General features: G+C 64.4%; 16 protein-coding genes. 8 read left to right on the top strand and 8 right to left on the bottom strand.

Translation table 11 applies throughout. The annotated features are described in order from the left end of the window. Positions 1–89 precede the first annotated feature (89 nt). From xrt to B3547_RS04640, 3 genes are read left to right on the top strand one after another with little or no spacing between them, the layout of a single operon-like run. Positions 90–887 carry an exosortase gene (xrt, locus tag B3547_RS04650; RefSeq protein WP_292960667.1) on the top strand — a complete coding sequence of 266 codons (798 nt, stop codon included), beginning with the start codon at positions 90–92 and terminating at the stop codon, positions 885–887. 29 nt (positions 888–916) lie between these two features. Then, positions 917–1,588 (top strand): exosortase C-terminal domain/associated protein EpsI, encoded by a 672-nt coding sequence (locus B3547_RS04645; RefSeq protein ID WP_292960665.1) that lies wholly within the window; start codon positions 917–919, stop codon positions 1,586–1,588. Next, on the top strand, positions 1,581–2,399 hold the full coding sequence (locus tag B3547_RS04640; RefSeq protein WP_292960663.1) for a SurA N-terminal domain-containing protein: 819 nt from the start codon (positions 1,581–1,583) through the stop codon (positions 2,397–2,399). The genes B3547_RS04645 and B3547_RS04640 overlap by 8 nt, the downstream gene beginning before the upstream one ends. A gap of 30 nt (positions 2,400–2,429) precedes the next feature. Here the strand turns inward: B3547_RS04640 and B3547_RS04635 are convergent, their stop codons facing one another. Genes B3547_RS04635 through B3547_RS04615 form a run of 5 tightly spaced genes read right to left on the bottom strand, consistent with a single transcriptional unit; the run spans position 2,430 to position 8,112 of the window. After that, a complete protein-coding gene (locus tag B3547_RS04635) occupies positions 2,430–3,605 on the bottom strand; it encodes an acyltransferase family protein (RefSeq protein ID WP_292960661.1) in 1,176 nt (391 codons plus the stop codon). Then, complete coding sequence (locus B3547_RS04630) at positions 3,602–4,942, bottom strand: glycosyltransferase family 2 protein (RefSeq protein WP_292960659.1); 1,341 nt, start codon at positions 4,940–4,942, stop codon at positions 3,602–3,604. The genes B3547_RS04635 and B3547_RS04630 overlap by 4 nt, the downstream gene beginning before the upstream one ends. Then, positions 4,935–6,107, bottom strand: coding sequence for a glycosyltransferase (locus B3547_RS04625; protein WP_292960657.1), 1,173 nt, complete (start codon positions 6,105–6,107; stop codon positions 4,935–4,937). Before B3547_RS04625 ends, B3547_RS04630 begins: the two co-directional genes overlap by 8 nt. After that, positions 6,107–7,336, bottom strand: coding sequence for an ABC transporter ATP-binding protein (locus B3547_RS04620; protein WP_292960655.1), 1,230 nt, complete (start codon positions 7,334–7,336; stop codon positions 6,107–6,109). The genes B3547_RS04625 and B3547_RS04620 overlap by 1 nt, the downstream gene beginning before the upstream one ends. Further along, positions 7,333–8,112, bottom strand: coding sequence for an ABC transporter permease (locus B3547_RS04615; RefSeq protein ID WP_292960653.1), 780 nt, complete (start codon positions 8,110–8,112; stop codon positions 7,333–7,335). Before B3547_RS04615 ends, B3547_RS04620 begins: the two co-directional genes overlap by 4 nt. Before the next feature lie 256 nt (positions 8,113–8,368). On the opposite strand from B3547_RS04615, the gene B3547_RS04610 reads away from it, so the two are divergent. Beyond that, positions 8,369–11,392, top strand: coding sequence for a glycosyltransferase (locus B3547_RS04610; protein WP_292960651.1), 3,024 nt, complete (start codon positions 8,369–8,371; stop codon positions 11,390–11,392). On the opposite strand, the gene B3547_RS04605 is transcribed toward B3547_RS04610, so the two are convergent. Further along, positions 11,358–12,389: a glycosyltransferase family 2 protein gene (locus tag B3547_RS04605; protein WP_292960649.1), complete on the bottom strand. Its 1,032-nt coding sequence runs from the start codon at positions 12,387–12,389 to the stop codon at positions 11,358–11,360. The genes B3547_RS04610 and B3547_RS04605 overlap by 35 nt on opposite strands. 174 nt (positions 12,390–12,563) lie before the next feature. Here B3547_RS04605 and B3547_RS04600 point away from each other — a divergent pair, with 174 nt between their 5' ends. Next, entirely contained in the window at positions 12,564–13,382 is an 819-nt protein-coding gene (locus B3547_RS04600) for a right-handed parallel beta-helix repeat-containing protein (RefSeq protein ID WP_292960647.1), read from the top strand. A gap of 6 nt (positions 13,383–13,388) precedes the next feature. Here the strand turns inward: B3547_RS04600 and B3547_RS04595 are convergent, their stop codons facing one another. After that, positions 13,389–15,005: an O-antigen ligase family protein gene (locus B3547_RS04595; protein WP_292960645.1), complete on the bottom strand. Its 1,617-nt coding sequence runs from the start codon at positions 15,003–15,005 to the stop codon at positions 13,389–13,391. Between the two features lie 163 nt (positions 15,006–15,168). On the opposite strand from B3547_RS04595, the gene B3547_RS04590 reads away from it, so the two are divergent. Both B3547_RS04590 and B3547_RS04585 read left to right on the top strand, forming a co-directional pair. Then, positions 15,169–16,206: an acyltransferase family protein gene (locus B3547_RS04590; RefSeq protein ID WP_292960643.1), complete on the top strand. Its 1,038-nt coding sequence runs from the start codon at positions 15,169–15,171 to the stop codon at positions 16,204–16,206. Positions 16,207–16,352: 146 nt separating this feature from the next. After that, positions 16,353–17,639: a chain length determinant protein gene (locus B3547_RS04585; RefSeq protein ID WP_292960641.1), complete on the top strand. Its 1,287-nt coding sequence runs from the start codon at positions 16,353–16,355 to the stop codon at positions 17,637–17,639. Here B3547_RS04585 and B3547_RS04580 read toward each other — a convergent pair. Next, positions 17,585–18,694, bottom strand: coding sequence for an acyltransferase family protein (locus B3547_RS04580; protein ID WP_292960639.1), 1,110 nt, complete (start codon positions 18,692–18,694; stop codon positions 17,585–17,587). The genes B3547_RS04585 and B3547_RS04580 overlap by 55 nt on opposite strands. A gap of 156 nt (positions 18,695–18,850) precedes the next feature. On the opposite strand from B3547_RS04580, the gene B3547_RS04575 reads away from it, so the two are divergent. Further along, positions 18,851–19,117: a spike base protein, RCAP_Rcc01079 family gene (locus B3547_RS04575; protein WP_292960637.1), complete on the top strand. Its 267-nt coding sequence runs from the start codon at positions 18,851–18,853 to the stop codon at positions 19,115–19,117. Positions 19,118–19,176 lie beyond the last annotated feature (59 nt).

Genomic DNA, 19,176 nt, shown 5'->3' with positions numbered 1-19,176 from the left:
TCTCTCTTTCCAGATCGGCAAACGCGGGTCTGGCGTTCGGGTTCCCGCGACCGCAATTGCCGTGGATACGCGCCAATGCGGTTCTTTTGGTGGCGATCGCGGTCTTTGCCGGATCGGCGCTGGTCATGGTCGCCAGGCAAACCTGGTCCACGTCGCAGGGCGCGCATGGGCCGATCGTGCTGCTCAGCGGCCTGTGGCTGCTCTGGCGGGAATGGCTGCGGGCGCCGGCGGGGCGGGGGGACATGCGCTTCGCGGTCGGCGCGCTGTTGCCGCTGCTGGCGGTCTATGTTCTGGCGATGACGGTGGGAGCGGTCTGGCCCTTGTGGATCAGCATGGCGCTGAGCCTGATGTCCGTGCTCTACGCGATTGCCGGAATGGCGGCGATGCGTGCGCTGTGGTTCCCGCTGCTGTACCTGCTGTGGGCGGTGCCGCCGCCAAGCTGGGTCACGGCCCCGCTGACCGATTTCCTCACCGACTGGCTTTCAACCGTCTCGGTCGATCTTCTGTGGATGACGGGCTTTGACGTCGCCAGAAGTGGTGTCGATCTCTACATCGATCAGTACGAATTGCGCATGGCCGATGCCTGCGCGGGGCTCAATTCGTTGTTCAGCCTGTTCGCCATCGGCATGTTCTACATCTACCTGCGCCATCGGGCGGACTGGCGGTATGCCGCGATACTCGCGCTGGTGGTGCCTCCGGTGGCGGTTCTGGCGAATCTGGCGCGCGTGCTGATCCTGATGCTGATGACGCATGCGATGGGCGACGCGGTGGCGCAGGGTTTCCTGCATGGCACGACCGGGATGCTGATGTTCATCGTGGCGCTGATCGCGCTGATGGGCATCGACGCGGCGTTGTCGCCGTTGCGCAGAAGGCTGGCGCGCGCGTGAGCGGGGCCGGGGTGAGGAGGCCGGAAGGCGTGCGAATCGATCGGCGGCAAGTGCTGCTGGGCGGCTTGCTGATGGGCGCGGCGGGCGCTGCCCTGGCGTTGCGGCCACGGCAGGGCGCGCTGTCCGTGCCGGCGGGCCTGCTGGAGCGGGTCGTGCCGCAGACCATCGGCGGTTATCGCTATGTGAGCGCCAGCGGCCTCGTGCTTGCGCCCAAAAGCGAACTGCGCGAGGCGACTTATGCCGATGTGTTGACGCGGGTGTACAGCGCGCCCGATGCTCGGCCGGTGATGCTGTTGATTGCCTATGGTTCGGCGCAGGACGCGGGGTTGGCGGTGCATCGCCCCGAGGAATGCTATCCCGCCGTCGGTTTCGGCATATCCCCTGTGCGCAGGGTGCCGTTGACGGGGCCGGTTCCGCCGGGCAGCCAGGCCTGCTTCCTGACGGCGCGGCGCGAGGACCGGACGGAGCATGTCTATTTCTGGGTGCGTGTGGGCGATTCGTTTCCCGTCTCGCCCTTGCGGCAACGCCTGAAAGTGGTGCGCGACAACCTGGCGGGAACCCTACCTTTTGGGGTTCTGGCGCGCCTTTCGGTGATCGGGGGAGAGGCGGACGAGGCGCTGGCGATCGCGGAGCGGTTCAACGCGGCTCTGCTGGGTGCGATCGGAACGGAAGGACGAAAGGTGTTGCTGGGCCATGGTTAGAAAGGGCCTGGGGCTGCTCCTTGTCGCCCTGGTGACGGGTTGTGCCGACGAGGCGGAGCCGCAGGGACAGGTGGTGGCGCGCGTCAACGGCGTCGAGATCACGCGCCGCGAACTGATGACCGAGTTGAAGGCCCAGGGCAACTATGCCGAGGCGGACCTGAAGGCGGTGCAGGGCGGTTTGATCGCGCAACTGATCGACCGGAAGCTGCTGGCGGCGGAAGCGCGCAAGGCGCTGGTCGATCGCTCGCCCGACTATCTGGCGGACCGGCGGCGGATCGAGGAAATGCTATTGGCAAGCCAGTTGACCGGCCGGCTGACCGACCGGATGGGAGAGCCGGACGCTGCCGCGCTCACGCGCTACATCGATGCCAATCCGCAGATGTTCGCGCGGCGGACGATCCTGCTGATGGACCGGATCGATTTCGATCCGCGTGCGCTTGAGGCCGTGCCGCAGTTGCGGACGGCGGGAAGCATCGATGCGGTGGCCAAGGCGCTGGGTGCTGCCGGCCTCGGTTTTCGGCGCGATGAGCAGACGATCGATTCGCGCGGGCTGAGCCTTGGCGAAGCCGAGGCGCTGGAGCGGCGGCCTATCGGGCAGCCGGTCCTGACCGTCGATGGTGCCACGGCCAGCGTCGATGCCGTGCTTTCGCGAAGCCCGCTGCCGGGCGGACCGCAAGAACAGCAGCGCGCGGCGCGCGCCGCCCTGTTGCGGCAGGGGCAGCAAACGGTGGTCAAGGCCATGGTGGACCGGCTGCGCAAGGAAGCCGTGATCGAATATCAGCCGGGCTTCGGTCCGAAGCAGGCGCGTTAGGGGCAGGACCCTAGGCGGCATGCGCTGCCTTCAGCGGCGGGCGACCGTGCGCCGTGGCGCTTTCTGCTGGCCGATGTGGCTGATCCGGAAGATGAAAATCTGGATCCAGTTGAGCGGCACGGCAAGCCAGACATAGAGCAGCGCGTGGACGACGATGGCGCTGCTGAAGATGGCGACGAACAGGAACGGGGTCTCCCACGCGGGCATGCCCGCCAGCATGCCGGGATAGAGCGTGAGCAGCACCCAGCCGTGAAGCAGCAGGATCGGCAGGGATGCCTTGCCGAAGAAGCGCGCCACCCGGCCGATCATCATCCCGGCGGAGCGCTGCCCGGCCCAGATCAGGAAGGCGATGAACAGGAGTTGCTGGGGTACATAAGCGAAAATCGAACCGTATTGCCCCACCATCGGCTGTGGCACGAACCGCAGGTCGCAGGTGAAGCACGGGCCGATGCGGAACAGGCCGTGGCGATTGACCATCGCCAGTAGGACCGACGCGATCAGCGCCGCTACCGCCGCCCAGTTGGGAATCTTCTTCCCGTGCGGCAGCTTCATCCCGATCAGGAAGAAGAGGGTGGCGGTGGGCCAGTTGCGCCATTCGTAGATGTTGTCGGGCACCCCGGCTTTCCCGGCGCCCCAGATGATCGCGGCGGTCAGCGCGGCGACACCCAGAAACGCCGGTTTGGAGCGCAGGAAGGCGTAGGCAAACAGCCGGGCAGCCGCCAGCACGACGAAAAACCATGCGACGAAGCTGCTGTATTCCGTGCCGATGAGCAAGGGCCTGACCAGCCCTTTGATGGCATCCCATGGCGTGGGAAAGCCGACGCCGGCCAGCATGATCAGGAAACCGATAACGTGTGACACGATGGCGAAAAGTAGCAGCACGATCGATTGGCGCAGCACCGGCAGGAAGCCCTTCTTGCCGAGGGCGGGGGCGGCCATGCCGCTGAGGAAGAAAAAGGCCGAAACATCGGGAGCCAGCAGCTTGAGCTGGATCAGCGAATACCAGGCGTTGTCCCCCATGTGCTGGGCCACGCCGATCATCGCGTGGATATAGAATACGCACATCAGCAGATAGCCGCGCGCCACATCTTGCGCTTCGGCCGCGTTGGCGGTCTGCGATGGCATGATGCCGTTGTTCAGCACATTGCCGATCAGGACGCGCAAGCGTGCCGCGATGCCAACGGGGTGCGGAACAGGGGCGTTCATGCGGGCCGTTTCCATTGACGTTGCGCTTCGAAGAGTTGCGCCCAGAAGTCCTTGACGCCGATCATCGGCAGCGCATCGAGCGAGGCCCAGTTTTCCGCTTCGCCACCTTCGGTCTGCGCCGCGAGGTACGGGATGATCGCGCGCGTGGCGTGACGGGCAAGATGCGGGCGCAGATGATGTCCGCTCCAGCGTTCGGCGATCGGCGCCCAGGGCAGAACGCAGATTTCCATTTCGCCATGCAGGATGCGTGCGCTTGCCGGCCGGAATTCCGTGAGGCGGCGCTCGGCCGCGTCCAGACCGTGCGAGAGGTCGATGTCGATTTCTGGAGGCGGAATGCGGGGCATGGGTTCGGCGATGAAGCTGCTCCATCGCGGGCCAAGGCTTTCGATCGCGCCGCGCGCGTAGCAATATTCGCGCAGGATGTGTTCAAGCCGGCGGCGGACGCTGACAAGGCCCAGCCGTTCGACCATGGTCAGGAGACCGGGGCCGACAGCCATCAGCGGGCGGTCGATGAACCCGGTACGCCGGATGATCGCGTACTTGATCGCCTTGGCGCGCCCTTTCCGACGAAGCTGGCGGGCGGCCTTGAGCGCGGGGGCCATGTCCGGGTGCTTGATCGTCATCAGCGCATCGGAGCGGCCTTCTTCCTTGGCGCGGCGCAGCGCGCTGCGGGGCGATGTGGTCAAATATTCCTGATGCCAGCCGATCGCGTCCGCCGCATAGTGCAGCGGTGCACCGTGCTTGATCAGGCGCACGCCGAGTTCGAGATCCTCGCGCGCGTGGGCGAATTGCGGATCGAGCCCGCCCACCGCGTCCCACAGTGCGCGGGCAAGCGACAGGTTGCCGGTCAGCAGGTCGATATAGGTGAAGCGGTGGCCGGGGCGCGCCAGTTCGGCGAAATGCGCGTCCCACCAGCGCCGCGCGCTGATCCGGAAGCGGTCGCCCGAGGCATGGGGGGCGGGCGGATAAGGGCCGAGCACCGCGCCGCCGGGACGGGCGCGATGCATGTCCCAGTGCGCGGCGACGAGGCCGGGCGTGGGCATCACGTCGTCATCGAGGAACAGGAGAAGATCGGCGCCGGCCCGCTTAGCGCCGGCGTTGCGCGCCCTGGACGGGCCTACTCCGGGCTGTTCCAGCATATGGAGCGGATAGGGCACGGCATGGCTGGCCAGCATGGCCTGCGTCCCGTCCCGGCAGCCATCGGCGACGACGATAACCTCGAACGACGGTGTGCCCGGCCTCTGCGCGGACAGGGCATCCAGCACCTGGCGCAGCAGATCGCACCGGTTGTGCGATGGCACGATGATGCTGATTTCGGGGGAGGACGCGTCAGCCATGGCGGACTTTCCGGCGCGCCTGCAGATAGCGCACGGGGCCGATCAGGGCGCCCCTGGCCTGCGTCAGCGAGACGTTGAAGGGCAGGGGGCCGCGACGGCTGCGCCGGAAGGATCGAGCCAGCACCGGCAGATTCGCGCGCATCCAGCGGGCCATGTGCGCCAGCGCGCGGGGATTGGCTTCGAACAGCAGCGCCTTGGTGAGAATGGCGAACGATCCGCATTCATAGCCGTAGATCTGGCGTTGCAGTTCATCCATCGTCCTGCGGTGGCGATGCCAGTTGAGCGCCTGCGGATCGTAGGCGATCCTGTAGCCGGCGGCGAGGAGGCGGCGGAACATGTCGGTTTCGTCACCCGCCATGGCCCGCGTGCCCGCACCAAGCGCAAGATCGAACAGGCCGATCGCTTCCACGGCCGATCGCCGGACGGCGATGTTCACGCCGGCGCCGGCTTTCCAGCTCTCGAACGGATCAGTGCTGACGCCGTCATGCACGATGCGCTTGAAGCCGCGTCCGAAGCCGCCCATGCGCTGAAAGTGGATCTGGGCTTCGGTATCCAGTTCCAGCGCCATCGTGAGGCCGCCCGCCGCCATCACCATCGGATCTTCGAAATTGCGCAGCAGCGTGCGCAGCCACAGGCGATCGGGCACGGCATCATCGTCGGTGAAGGCCACGATCTCCGCCGTGACCGTTTCCATTGCGGTATTGCGCGCGTAGTCGAGGCCGGGGCGCGGTTCGAGAAGATAGCGAACCGTGGGAAAGCGTTCCACGACCACGCGGGTGGCATCGGTGGCGGGCGCGTTGTCGATGACGAGGATGTCCGGATCGTCGGGCATCGCCACCAGTCCGGCGAGGCACCGTTCAAGGTCTTCCGGGCGTTCGCGCGTGCAGATGACCACGGTGGCGCTGGGGAGCGCCACGGGCACGGGATCGGGATGGGAAACGCCCAGCGCGCGTTCGGTCCAGCGTTCCCAGAACGACGAATTGGCATTGCGCAGAAGACGCTCGCGCAAGGGCAGGGCGCGGTCGGCCGCATGGTGCCACAGCACCGCCTGCCCGCAGGGCTGGCCATCGATCCGGAGCAGCACCACCGCGCCTTCCTGGCCCGGCTCGCTGTCGATCCGTTCGGGAAGATGATCGATGTCGAGATCGAGAACCGCGAAGGCCATCAGTCGGCAATCCAGCGGACCGGGGGATTGAGCAGGCCCTTGGTGGGGCCTGTGCCGATCACCCGCAGCGGATAGACTTCCGCATGATAATCATAGACCTGCTGCCAGTCAGTCGAAAATAGCCCGACGGTGACGTGATAGCTGCCCGGCGCAAGGTCGATCCGTTCGAGCGTGAGGTTCACCCGGCCGGCGGGCATCGCCAGCGGAATATTGGCGATCTGGGTGTTGGTTTCGTAGCAGCAGCTATCATCGTCGCCATAGATGCCGATCAGCGCGACCGGGTTGCGAACGGTGGCGCTACCCCGGTAGTCGAACCGGATCTGCAGCATGCTGCCGCTGCGCAACACGTCCACCGGCGCGTCGGCGGTATCGAGCAGTTGCACCGAATGGATCTGCATCTCGCCCGATCCATAGCGGTTGACGCCTTCTTCCAGCCCATCGTTGGCGGTTTCGGGCAGGGGGGGCAGCACGTGCTCGGTGGCCGCGACCTTGGCGTCGACGGCGGCGGAATAGAGCGCCAGCGTTTCCTGCAACGGACCATAGGCGACCAGGTGACCGCCCTGCAGGAACAGCACGTCGTCACACAGCGCCTCGATCTGCGAGACATCGTGCGAGACGAGGAAGATGGTGCAGCCCGAGGCGCGGATATCGGCGACGCGGTTGAAGCATTTCTGCTGGAAAGCCTTGTCGCCCACCGCCAGCACTTCGTCGATCAGCAGGACTTCGGGGCGGGTGTGAACCGCGACCGAGAAGGCCAGGCGCATCCGCATGCCCGATGAATAGGTGCGTACCGGCGCGTCGATATGGTCTTCCAGTTCGGCGAAGGCGACGATGGCGTCGAATTGTTCGGTCACTTCGGACCGCAACATGCCGGCGATTACCCCCAGCAGATAGACGTTTTCGCGGCCGGTCAGGTCTTCGGTCAGCCCGACGCCGATGTCGAGCAGCGCGCCGATCCGGCCCTGCACCTTGATCGTGCCTTCATCGGGTTTGCCGACGCCGCCGATCAGCCGCAGCAGCGTGGATTTGCCCGCGCCGTTGAGGCCAACGACGCCGACCGCGCGGCCGCGCGGCACCGAAAAGCTGATGTGGCGCAGGCCCCAGAAGCTTTCCGGCTTCTCGCCCCTGTAGCCGGAAAGCAGAAAGCCCTTCAGCGTGGTCGGGCGCCCGCCATCGCGGCTGCGGTACCGTTTGCCCAGGTCGCTGACGACGATGGCGCCCTGTCTCATAGTTCGTCCACGAAGCGGGCGCTGACCCGGCTGAAGAACCACGCGCCGAACACAAGCAGCGGGATCGAAAGGGCCAGGAGCTTCACGAAAATCCATGGATCGGGCCAGGCGTGATGCAGGAAGATCGCGCGATAGCCTTCCAGCACCCAGGCCATCGGGTTCCAGGTGGTGAGGAAGGCGAAATGATGGCTGCTGTCGAGTGGCCGGTAGAACACGGGTGTCACATAGAAACCGAGCATGATGGCGATGCCCACCAGATGCTCCACGTCGCGGAAATAGACATGGATCGCGGCGATCAGGTTGGCGAAGGCGAGCGTGAGCAGGAACTGCGCGAGGATCACGGCGGGAAGCGCCAGCATGGAAAGGCCGGGAGCGCCGGTTTCGATCCACGAGGACGCGACGAGCAACGGCAGCGCCAGCAGGAAATGAACGCCGTTGCTGAGGATCGTGAGAACCGGCAGCAGATGTACGGGGAAGCCGGGGCGGCGGACCATCTCGCGGTTGCCGGTTACGGAAACCGCCGCCGAGGTGAGCGATGCGCCGAACCATGCCCATGACAGCACGCCGGCAAAGACGAAGGTCGTGTAGTTGGGGATGTTGAGCGGCAGGACCGAGGTGAAGATGGTGGCGAAGATCAGAAGCTGGCTCAGGGGCTTCATCAGCGACCAGCCAAGCCCGATCGCCGACCGCTGATAGCGGATCTTCAGATCGCGGCTGACGAGTTCGAACAGCAGGTCGCGCCAATGCGCAAGATCGTGCGAGCGTTGCCGGATCATGGGGCGCCGGTCTCCGGCTTCGGGAGCCGGCATCCGGCCCGCGCCGTCCGGTCTGTCCGCGCCACTGACAATCTCACTACCCCCCGAAGAAGCCGTACAAGTCGGCAGCACGACACCCGCATGCTGTTATCGCACCGCACAAAAAAGCCAAAGCAGGAAAATTTTTATCTGCTATTGATTGAATGAAGGTGAATCCATGTTGTCTGGTGCGTCCGGCAAATAATGGCATGATCAACCAGTGAGGAACAGGACCGGCATGCCGGATATTTCGATCATCATCCCGGCCTACAACAATGCTGGAACCCTGGATCGAACCCTGCGGAGCGTGCTGGCCCAAAGCCATGACGGTTGGGAAGCGATCATCGTGGACGACGGATCGCGTGACGAGACCGCCGCGATTGCCCAGGGCTTTGCCGAAGCGGATGCGCGTTTCCGGCTGATCCGGCAGGACAACGGCGGCGCCGGCGCGGCGCGCAACAGCGGCATCGCGGCCGCGTCCGGCGAATGGATCATCTTCCTCGACGCCGATGACGTGCTGGCGCCGGACCATCTGGAACGGATGTTGAAGGCAGCGGAGACAACGCCGGAGGCCGGCTTGCTGCACGGTGGCTGGCGGCGCTTCCGCGATGGCCAGCCCTGGTGGACCCCGCATCCCGCGCGTGTGCTGGCATCGCCTTTTGCGGCGGCGGCGCGGGGGTGCCCGTTCGCGATCCACAGCGCGATGACGCGGCGGCGGCATATCGTGGAAGCGGGCGCGTTCGATCCTTCGCTCAGAATATGCGAGGACTGGGACCTCTGGCAGCGCATTGCCCGGACGGGCGTGGTGTTTGCGGCGGTTCCCGGTGTCTGGGCCGATGTCCATGTGCGCCCGCAGTCGCTGTCGAGCGATAGCGGGCGGCATCTGGCCGACGGGCTGGCCGTGATCCGGCGCGGCCACGCCGCCGATGCGCGCGTGACGCAGCCCGCCCCGGCCCATGCGCGGGGGGAAGCGCCGGAGAGACTGGCGGATGCCGTATGGTCGCACGCGATCTGGACGGCGGCGGCGGCGATCGGACGCGGCGGCGATCCGCTTCCCCTGATCGACAGCGTTGCGGAGCCGCTGCCCGCCGCGATCGATGTCGCGATGGCCTCGGTGATTCTGGAAGACGGGCTTGTCGTCGGCGCCTGCCTTGAAGGGGAGCCGTGGCCGGCGCTCTGGGCGAAGGCTGGCCCCGGCATCGCGGCGCTGCTGGCCTGGCTGGACGAGCGATCGGGCTCCGGCGTGCTGGGCCGGCGTATCGGCTACCATCTGGAAAGCAGGGTGCTGGCGGCGTTGCCCGCCGATGTGACGGCCACGATCGGTTCCATGCACCAGCAGGTCATCGATCTGGCGGACAGCATTCCCGATCTCGTCCTGCCGAATGTGGGCCGCCTGCGGTGTATCGTCCGCTTCGACGGGAAGGAACTGGGCCGGTTCGACCGGATCATCTTCGGGGCGATTTCCGGGCAGACGCTGGCGAGCGAGATTCGCGCGCTGGTGGACACGCCCGATCTGCGTCGGCTTCTGGCGTGGCGGCGGCTGACGCAAGGACCGCTGCGGCGCTGGAAAGGGCGCTATCTCTCCCCGACGGCGCTTAAGCGGCTTTGGCGGGCGCAAGCCCAGCAATGGCGCGCCGACCGCTGGAACCGGGGGCGAGCGGCGGGCCGGCCTCCTTACGAGGACATCGTGGACCTGCTCTACGACGCCGTGCCGGGCAACGCCTTCGTGCGCGAGGCGGATGGCAGGATGGCGCGGATCATCGCGGAGGTGCGGGAAACCGTCGCCGCGCAGGCCGATGCCGAACGCGGCGATGGTCCCCGCACCGGACCAGCGCCGGGCGAGGAAGTCGATTACAAGCAGGAAGCCTACTGGGAAGGCATCTTCGCCAGCAAGGACCCGTGGGACTACCGCAACAACTACGAAGCGTTGAAGTACGATCAGACGATCGCGCTGATCACCGCTGTATTGGCGGATGGGCAGCGCTTTGGCGACGTGCTGGAGATCGCCTGCGCCGAAGGCGAATTCACCCGCCGCATGGCGCCGTTCAGCGACCGCATCGTCGCGACCGACATCGCCCCGTTGGCGGTTGCGCGCGCGGCGCAGGCGCTGAAGGATCTGCCCAACATCGCCTGCCAGCAGCTTGACCTGCTGACCGACGAGCCGCCGGGGCTCTACGATCTTATCGTCTGCAGCGAAGTGCTGTACTATCTGGAAGACGCGGAGACCCTGGCGCGTTTCGCCGCGCGGGTCAGCGCGCACCTCAAACCGGGCGGCAGGTTCGTGACCGCGCACGCCAATCTGCTGGTGGACGAGCCGGACCGCACGGGGTTCGGCTGGCCGCACCACTTTGGCGCCAAGGGCATCGGCGCGGTTTTCGCGGCCGACCCGGCCCTGCGGTTGACCGCCGAGTTCAAGACCCCGCTCTACCGCATCCAGCGGTTCGAGAAGGCCGCCGGCGGCGGTGCGCCCGAGATCATCGTGGGCGATACGGCCCATCCTCTGCCGCCGCGCGTGGCCGAGCAGGTGCGCTGGCGGGGCGGGGCGGAGATCGGAGCGGGCGATGGCTGGCACGATTTCCCGATCCTGATGTACCACCGGATCGCCGCCGATGGCCCGCCCGGCCTGGCGCAATGGCGGACCGATCCCGCCGCGTTCGAGGCGCAGCTCGCCTGGTTGCGCGACAATGGCTGGCGGGGCCTGTCGATCGAACGGATGGCGCAGGCGCTGTTCTGGAACCACCCGCTGCCGGAAAAGACGGTGCTGCTGAGCTTCGACGATGCGACGCGTGATTTCCTGGATCATGCGCTGCCGCTGCTCCACCGCTACGGCTTCCCTGCCGCGCTGTTCGTGCCGACGGGCAAGGTCGGCCTGACGGCGGACTGGGACAGCACGCACGGCGATCCCGCGCCGTTGCTCGGCTGGGACGAGATCCGCGCGCTGAAGCATTGCGATGTCTCGATCGGATCGCACGGGGCGATGCATCTGCCGCTGACGGCGCTATCGCCCGAAACGCTGGTTCGGGAACTGGCTGGATCCAGGGCGGCGCTGGAGGCGAAGCTCGACATGCCGGTGCGGGCCATCGCCTATCCATTCGGCGATTTCGACCCGCTGGTGCGCGACATGGCGCGTCAGTGCGGTTACGATATCGGGCTGACCTGCTTTGACGGGGTGATTGGCCGGGATGCCGATCCGCTGGTGTTGCGGCGTCAGGAAGTGCGGGGCGGGATCAGCCTCGAGGCCTTTGCGCGGTTGCTGGGCTGAACAGGCTGCCGACCGGGAAGGGCAGGGGATCGGCCTGGCGCTGCGATGGTGCGGGGGCCGCCGTTCCGGGCCTTGCGAAACGCCATCTGAGTTGTTCGATCACGGTCGCCGGCACCACCGAGAACAGCATGGAAGCGGCGAGCGGAAGCGACTGGCGCGCGGTGAGGGCGATGACGTGCAACAACATCGCCAGCCTGCGCTGGTGAACGGCGCGCCGCACGACCCAGATGCCATAGCCCCGCAGTCCCGCGCGGATCAGCGCTTGCTTTTCGGGATGGCGGCCGCGGATTTCATCAAGCGTCATCACCCATGAACGCAGCATGCGCGGCAGGTTGCTCGACATGTTGTCGGGCAGTTGCCGGTAACCGATCTGGTAGTCCTCCACGACGCCGAAGGCGTAGTGTTCGGCGACACGGCAATAGAACAAGATGTCCTCGCAGCCCTGCGCGTCATTGTCACGCAGCGCGGGTTCGAAGCCCCCGGCGGCTTCCAGCGCTGCGCGCGTCACCAGGGCTGCGCTGCCGTTGCCGATGAAATTGTTGGTGAGAAGGGTATCGAGCACCCGGCCCGCGTGGCGTGGCCCTTCGCCGCGATAGGTGACGCGGTTGTGCGCGTCGATCATGACGTACCAGCTGTACACAAGGCCGGTGTCCGGCCCTGCGGCGAGCAGCGTGGCGAGCTGGCGCTCGATCTTGTCGTCCGTCCACAGGTCGTCGGCGTCGACGAAGGCGATGTAGTCCGACTTCGCCTGCCGCCAGCCGTTGTTGCGTGCGCGAGCGACACCGCCGTTCACCTGCCGTACCAGGCGGATACGGGGATCGTGGGCGGCGAACCGCTCCACGATGGCGGGGCCGCCGTCGGTCGAACCGTCATCGACCACGATGATCTCGAGATGGGCATGGGTCTGCGCCCGCACGCTTTCCAGCGTCTGGGCGATCCACGCTTCCGCGTTGTAGGCGGGGATGACGATGCTGACCAATGGATCGCGATGGTTCATAGGACTGGCGCTTGTATCCCCGGTGCGGCTGCCTCTTCGCGCACCCTGCCCGCCCTCTCCGGGCAAGGCAATACCGCGATGCAGCACGCCAGGCCGATATTATTCATGGCACCGCAAAGAACCGGCGTATAAGGAGAAACGGGCCGTCGATCGTTCAGATGTGAAGGAGACGTCATGATCCTGGCATTCATGGCCGCGGCGGTTGCCACGGTTACTCCAGCCACGGCCCAGCAGGCGATCGAGACCGCCCAGCAGGGCGCAGTGATCAAACTGGCCCCCGGCCGTTACGGGCGCGTGATGATCGTCCGCAAGACATGGAGCAGGCCGATCACGATCGACGCCAGCGGAGCATCGCTGACGCTCAACATCGTCGCCTCGCGCGGCGTGAACATCCGGGGCGGAACATTTACCGGCGCGCTCGGTCAGGGCGGAGAAGGGTATGCGGTTCTCGTGCGGCAAAGCAGCAACGTGGCGTTCGAGAACGTGGCCATCAGCTCTTCGATCCGAGGCATGGTCATCGACCGATCCACCGATGTGCGCGTGACGCGGGCGATGCTGACCGACATGCGGATCGATGGCGTCAATATCGCCTCGTCGCAGCGTGTGACTATCACCGACAGCAGTTGCTCCGCGTTCAATACCGGCGAGGCGCATCCGGATTGCATCCAGATGTGGTCGTCGCCCAAATACGGCGTCACACAGGATGTAACGCTGCTTCGCAACAGATCCGATGGAAACATGCAGGGTTTCACGGCGTTCAATCATGTGCGAGACGGCGTCGATGATGGCGGCTTCGACCGTATCACGATCGCGGACAGTTGGGCGCGAGGGCAATACGCCTGGGGTGTGGCGGTTTTCGATTGCCGCAACTGCGTAATCCGCAACAATCGGGGCGAAACGCCTGCTGGTGCCAGGCACGCGGTTGTCGTCCGTGCAACACGATGCACGAATTGCACGGTGACAGGCAACGTCGATGGACGTCGCCCTCGGTAAGCTGCGTTATTCTGCCGGAACCGGAGAAGGGCGAAGGTTTGCTATCGAAGTGACCTTCCCGTCGCCTTCGATTTGCAGGCGATAAGCGGCAGCGGCGACCAGAGCCATCAGCATGTAGACGAACGATACGCTGTCTTCCTGCGCCAGAACGATCTTGTCCACCATCCACACGACAATACCGGTTGCTGCGGGCAACGCGGCGCTGGTCTCTCCAAATCGCTTTTGGCCAACCGCAATTGCCTTCGCCGCGAACAGGCCGTGCATGATTGCCATGACAATGAAACCGACCACGCCATAGCTCAGTGCCGCCATCAGAACATAGCTGTCTATGGACGCTTCACCCGCGGGATTGGTATATCCCAGCACCCGCCCTCCTTGCCCCGGACCATATCCGATGACCGGCCGCTTGATCATGAGCGGAATGGCGGCGCGCATCTGTTCGAGCCGCCCTTCGGTGCTGGCGGCATGGGTGCCACCACCAATCGTCATGACGCGCAGTCGCGGCACAGAAAGGACCGTCGCCATCGATAGCGCGGCCAGGATAGGCATGGCATAGAGCAGGGTGGCGGCGATGATGTTCGATCGATCTTGACGCCATTTGTCGATCGTCCAGATCGCGACATAGAAGCCGTGGGCAACGAGTACGCCGACGATGCCCACGCGAGCCTGCGTTAGCAGGATGGCGTAGAAAACCAGAGCGTTGGCAACGATGCATACAGCGCGCAGCCACATCTTCCGCCCATAGAAGATGTAATGGAGGAAGAAAGGCATTGCCATCGCCATGAACTCGGCGAACGAGAGCGAGGTCGAGAACGGACCCACGATACGATATTCATCGCTGCGGAAGCGGGGGTCCAGCAGCATGGCCATCGTCGGATCGCTTACCTTCAGGAAAGAAGGAATGTGATCGGCCCATAGAATGCGTTGATTGCGGAATTCGAAATATCCCATGATCGCCAGCACGATGGCGAGAATGCGGACGATATTCGAAAACAGATCGATATTGCCTTTGCGCACCATCACGTAGGCGGCGATGAAGAACGTGGCAGTCCAGCCCAACTGGTTCTTCACGAAAGTCTGCATCGATTGGGCGAGGTAGGGGGAGAGTGGAATGGACAGGGCCTGAAAGGCGACGAACGCCCACAGAAACTTGACCTCGACTCTTGATTCGAGCGCGATCGCGGTCAATTGCTTGCGGAATTTCGAAGAGGTCGAAAAACACAGCAGGAAAGCGAGCACGGAAAAAACGATAAGCAGGCGCCGGATTTCGATCAAAGGCAGGCCCGGGATCTGCACCGCCAGATAGTATGGCCACAGCACGACCGCGACCAGATAGGCAAAGAACGTCGCGGTCATGAAACGGACCGGCGGATGATTATTTTCCGGCATCACCCAGATGATGATCAGCGAAAGCACCACGACCGGCAGCAAGGGAATGGCGATCAGATTGATCGGCAGCCCGCCGATGGCGGCTCCGATCAGCGCTGCGATCAGGAAGATGCCAAGGCCGGTGACCACCTTGAAAAGTAGCCCGCGTTCCGGCGGATGGTAGTTACCCAGCGTGAACGCAGGCAAGCCATCCCGATCCGACGACGGCAGGCGGGCAGCGATCGAACGAAACATTCTGGTCGTCTTCCCCGTAGTATTGAAGCGGCCAGTCTGTTGGCGCGCATCCGCGTCGGCCGATCGGCGCTTGCCATTTGCGGTTTAGCGGATACAACCGATTGGTCCAAGACAAGATTTGTATTGCGCTGGCCGGCCGGCTGCGTCGATCCCGACTACGCATGTGGAAACCTTGACTGCAGAACCAGAAAGCTCTTCCAAGGTGGTCCGGGAACGCCTTGATGACGTGACCCGTGCCAAGGGGCTGGCAATTTCGCTGGTCGTGCTGGGGCATTTGCTGGTGGGGCCGCCGCCACCGGGAGCTGAATGGTTCGTGGCGATGCGAACGGCCATTTATGCATTCCATATGCCGTTCTTCATGTTTTTGAGCGGGTTCATCTTCTATTACACGGGCGGGGATGAAAAGGGCGCGGCGCGGCCGGTGCGTTATATCGCGACCAGGGCGCACCGGCTGCTTCTGCCCTTCCTGCTGCTGGGCTTGGCACTGACGGCCGGCCAGTTGCTAATGAGCGCGCTGCATGGGCAAGGTTTAGACCTTGTTCGCCTGAAGGCGAGCGTGGTCGATCTGTTCTGGACAACCCACGCCAGCCCGGCGCAGTTCATCTGGTATCTGGCCGTCCTGTTCGAGATTGTCGTCCTGACGCTCGTGGTCCGGCGGGTGTTTCCATCGCCCTTCCACATGGCGCTCCTGTTCATTCCGATCGTTGCTTTCGTGCCCATCGTCCATCTCGAGATGTTCTATCTCGATCGCCTGATGCTTTACGGCATCTTCTTCTATGTGGGCGGAATCATCGCGCATGACCGGGCGCGGTGGACCGCGTTCGTCGATCGCTACCTCATTTCGTCAACGATTGTTTTCGGCATGGTTATCGTGCTGACCAGAATACTGCATATCTATCATGTTTCGATCCTGGGGTGTGGCCTTGCGTCGCTGGCGGTCCTGCATGGTCTTTGCCGCAGGGATTGGCCCCGTTTCAACCGGTCGATGCATTGGTTGGGCTATTACAGCTTTGCGATATACCTCCTGAACACTCTTTTCATAGGGGCGACGAAGTTCGCACTGGATCGGGTGTTTTCATGGCAAGGTGGTATGTTTTATTTATACTTGGCAGCGATGTTTACGGCAGGTCTGTTCGGCCCGGTCATTGTGAAAAAGTATTTCCTGAGCAGAATTCCGGCGCTGGATCGGATTACGAGCTGAGCTGGATAGACCGTGTCCCGCTCTGTTCCACGGCGATGTAGGCGAACGTGATGCGCTTGCCTTGGCGAGGCTGCTATTTTAGATAGATCGTAGCTTGAGCCGCTTATCATCGGTTTACAGTTCGCAGGATCGGACATCGAGCATATATGTCTCTTACGCAATGGCTCCGAATTCTGTGGGCACGGCGCCTGCTTGTTCTGCTGACGCTGGCTGGCGTGCTGGCTGGAGCAGCCGTAATCGCGTGGCAGCGCCCTTATGTCTATGCCGGCAAAACCCGGATCGTAATCGACCTGTCGAAAGATCCGATCACGGGAGCTGTTGTCGCGCCGCGATCTTTTGAGATGGTTATCGCGACCCAGACCGCGCTGATTCAGGATCCATCCGTCATCGAAAGAGCGGCGCGCATTCTTGGCTATTTGCCAGCCAATAAACCGAATCCTTCGGATTATGCGGCGTTGACGGCGGAACGGCGGCTGGTGACGAACCTGGGCAATGGCTTGTTCGTCACCAATGTCCCGGATTCGAACTTGATCGATATCCTCGCGTACACGAACTCGCCGGAGGAATCGAAACGCTTCTCGGAAGCCGTGCGGCAAGCATACATCGAGTTGTCCGTCCGTCAGCAACGGGCTTCGGCAATCGGGGCTCTCTCGGTCATGCAGGACCAGATGCGACGTTTCCTGGCGCAGCGGACGGAGGCATCGCAGCGGAGGGCGGCGTTCGAGCGTCGTTACAACGTGGTGTTGCACGAGAACGGCGGCAATTTCGACGAGGATGGGCTTAACCAGATTGCCAATGCCAGCGACGATCAACTGAGGCAGATGGCCAAGGCAGGGGCGGCATCAAGCGCGGCCGCGCGGAATGCCGTCGTGCTGTCGCGCATCGACGCGGCACTGGCGACAGCTCAGGCGACACTGGGGCCAAATCATCCGCAAGTGCAAGCGCTTGTCCAGCAGAGGGCCGCCGCGGCCGCTGTCGCACAGGCTCCGATCCGGGCGCAAAACGCCAGCATGAGCGTGGACACCCTGATGTCCCACAAGGTCGAGCAGCTTCTGGCGGACCGCGGAATTCTCGCGGAAGGCCGGATGCTGGTGAATCAGGAATACATCTACGATTCATTGATGCGTGGCCTTGCAGCGCGTATCGTTACGACGGCGCAGCAGGCGAACGTGAGCAACGGTGGAGTGACGCCCGTTGGCGCACCGACCGCAGAGTTCAAGCCGACCGCGCCGAACTTTACTCTGATCGGCGTACTTGCCGCGGTGATCGGCCTTATTCTTGGCGTTCAGATCGCCATCATCGTCGAACTGCTGAACCGGCGGGTGCGCGGGATTGAGGATCTGGCGACGTTCGGTGTGCCGATGTTGACGCCCGGACGTCAGGGCGAGGACCGGGAAGAGGCGGCCGTGCCGGAGCTGGTCGCGGCGGCGTGACGCGGTAGCAGCCGCCGGCGCAGGGCGCGGGTCAGCGGCTTTTCGATCGTAAGATAGAACGCCATGGCCGCCAGCGTGCCGGCCACGATCAGCAGGATATGGCCGGCGCCGAGCGCCTTCAGCGACGATGGCAGATGGACCGCGACGCGCTGCGTGAAAGAGTTCACGATCGTGTGCAGCAGGTAGATGGTATAGGATGCGGCGCCCAGGAACACCCCGGCCTGCGGCACCCTGACGCGCGGTTCGATGCGGACAAGGCCGTGCAGGATGCCGGCAAAGGCAATACCCAGCAGCAATGTCCACCACGTGGCGCCGAACGAAGTGTAGTCCATGGTTCCGGCCCGGTGAATGCCGAACCGCGCCTCTGCGACGAGGAGGGCGACAAGCGCGGCGAGCGCGATCAGGAGCGGCGCGAAGCCGGGCGCGAAAGCGCGCCGGCCGTGCAGCAGGCCGACGCCCATGCCCATCATGAAATCAAGCGTGAAGGTCGACAGGAAAAACGAGGGAAGGCCGCCGATGGCCTGCCCCCTGGCGGCAAGGACGAGTTGCCCGACCGAAGCGAGGCCCCACAGGGCAAAGGCCCCGAGGCCGACGCGCGTGTTGACCAGCAGGAGCAGGAACATCGCGTAGAACAGCATTTCGTGCCGCAGGGTCCAGACGACCGTGGGCAGCGTGGGGCTGAGCGAGGGCCATAGCAGGACCGAGCGCGCGACCATCGCCGGATCGACCGCAACGCCCATGATCGTGCGCAGCGCTGCCCAGCCCAGCACGATGATCCACAGTGGCGGAAGCAGCCGGATCGCCCGTTTCAACAGGTACGCGCGCGCCACGCCGGGCTGGCCCACTTCCCGCCCATGGGCGACGGTGATGATGAAGCCGGAGAGGACGAAAAAGAAATCGACGCCATGTTCGCCGAACGAAAGCCACGACCAGTGCGGCGCGCCAAATTCGTCCGCCGAGGCATTGGCGTGAAACACGACGACCAGCATGGCCGCGATGCCGCGGGCCAGTTCCACCGTCCGGATGGTCGAGATTTTGCCCGCTGTCGATGACACGGGACGCATTCCAACCAGCTATCCACCGGTTTGTCGAGTGCCAAGCGGGCGATCCCGCAGAAATGCCCTCCTGATGCGGCAACGCGAAAACCGCTGTCCTACAGGATACCGATTCGGTTAAAGAACAAAAGATGAACATTGATGAAGGAGGCTTACTTGAGCGACCGATTGTCCACTTTTGGTGATTCGCTGACGGCGCCCGTGCGGATGTGCTTTGTTGTCGCACCGCACAACAGCAATGCGCTCGACCCGCTTCCCAAGGCGATACGCGCGCCCAGCGACGGGGTTATCACGCTGCGCGCGGTGAACAGCGACAGCGATGTCGCGCATCCCGTGCGCGAAGGCGAGGTGCTGGCCGTGCGCGCCGCCTATGTCCGCGCCACGGGCACGACCGTGACGGGCACCATCGTGGGGTATGCCTGATGCGCTTCGGCTTTGGCTTCGGTGTCGGAATCACGGGAGGCGGATCGAGGCGCGCCGTC

Source organism: Novosphingobium sp. UBA1939, assembly GCF_002336885.1.
Taxonomy (GTDB): Bacteria; Pseudomonadota; Alphaproteobacteria; order Sphingomonadales; family Sphingomonadaceae; genus Novosphingobium.
This window is presented reverse-complemented; position numbering and strand designations above follow the sequence as displayed.

Coding starts and splice junctions, on each gene's coding strand:
- B3547_RS04635 (WP_292960661.1), bottom strand. CDS start 3,605: ATGAACGCCCCTGTTCCGCACCCCGTTGGCATCGCGGCACGCTTGCGC.
- B3547_RS04625 (WP_292960657.1), bottom strand. CDS start 6,107: ATGGCCTTCGCGGTTCTCGATCTCGACATCGATCATCTTCCCGAACGG.
- B3547_RS04640 (WP_292960663.1), top strand. CDS start 1,581: ATGGTTAGAAAGGGCCTGGGGCTGCTCCTTGTCGCCCTGGTGACGGGT.
- B3547_RS04610 (WP_292960651.1), top strand. CDS start 8,369: ATGCCGGATATTTCGATCATCATCCCGGCCTACAACAATGCTGGAACC.
- B3547_RS04620 (WP_292960655.1), bottom strand. CDS start 7,336: ATGAGACAGGGCGCCATCGTCGTCAGCGACCTGGGCAAACGGTACCGC.
- B3547_RS04595 (WP_292960645.1), bottom strand. CDS start 15,005: ATGTTTCGTTCGATCGCTGCCCGCCTGCCGTCGTCGGATCGGGATGGC.
- B3547_RS04585 (WP_292960641.1), top strand. CDS start 16,353: ATGTCTCTTACGCAATGGCTCCGAATTCTGTGGGCACGGCGCCTGCTT.
- B3547_RS04615 (WP_292960653.1), bottom strand. CDS start 8,112: ATGATCCGGCAACGCTCGCACGATCTTGCGCATTGGCGCGACCTGCTG.
- B3547_RS04600 (WP_292960647.1), top strand. CDS start 12,564: ATGATCCTGGCATTCATGGCCGCGGCGGTTGCCACGGTTACTCCAGCC.
- B3547_RS04605 (WP_292960649.1), bottom strand. CDS start 12,389: ATGAACCATCGCGATCCATTGGTCAGCATCGTCATCCCCGCCTACAAC.
- B3547_RS04630 (WP_292960659.1), bottom strand. CDS start 4,942: ATGGCTGACGCGTCCTCCCCCGAAATCAGCATCATCGTGCCATCGCAC.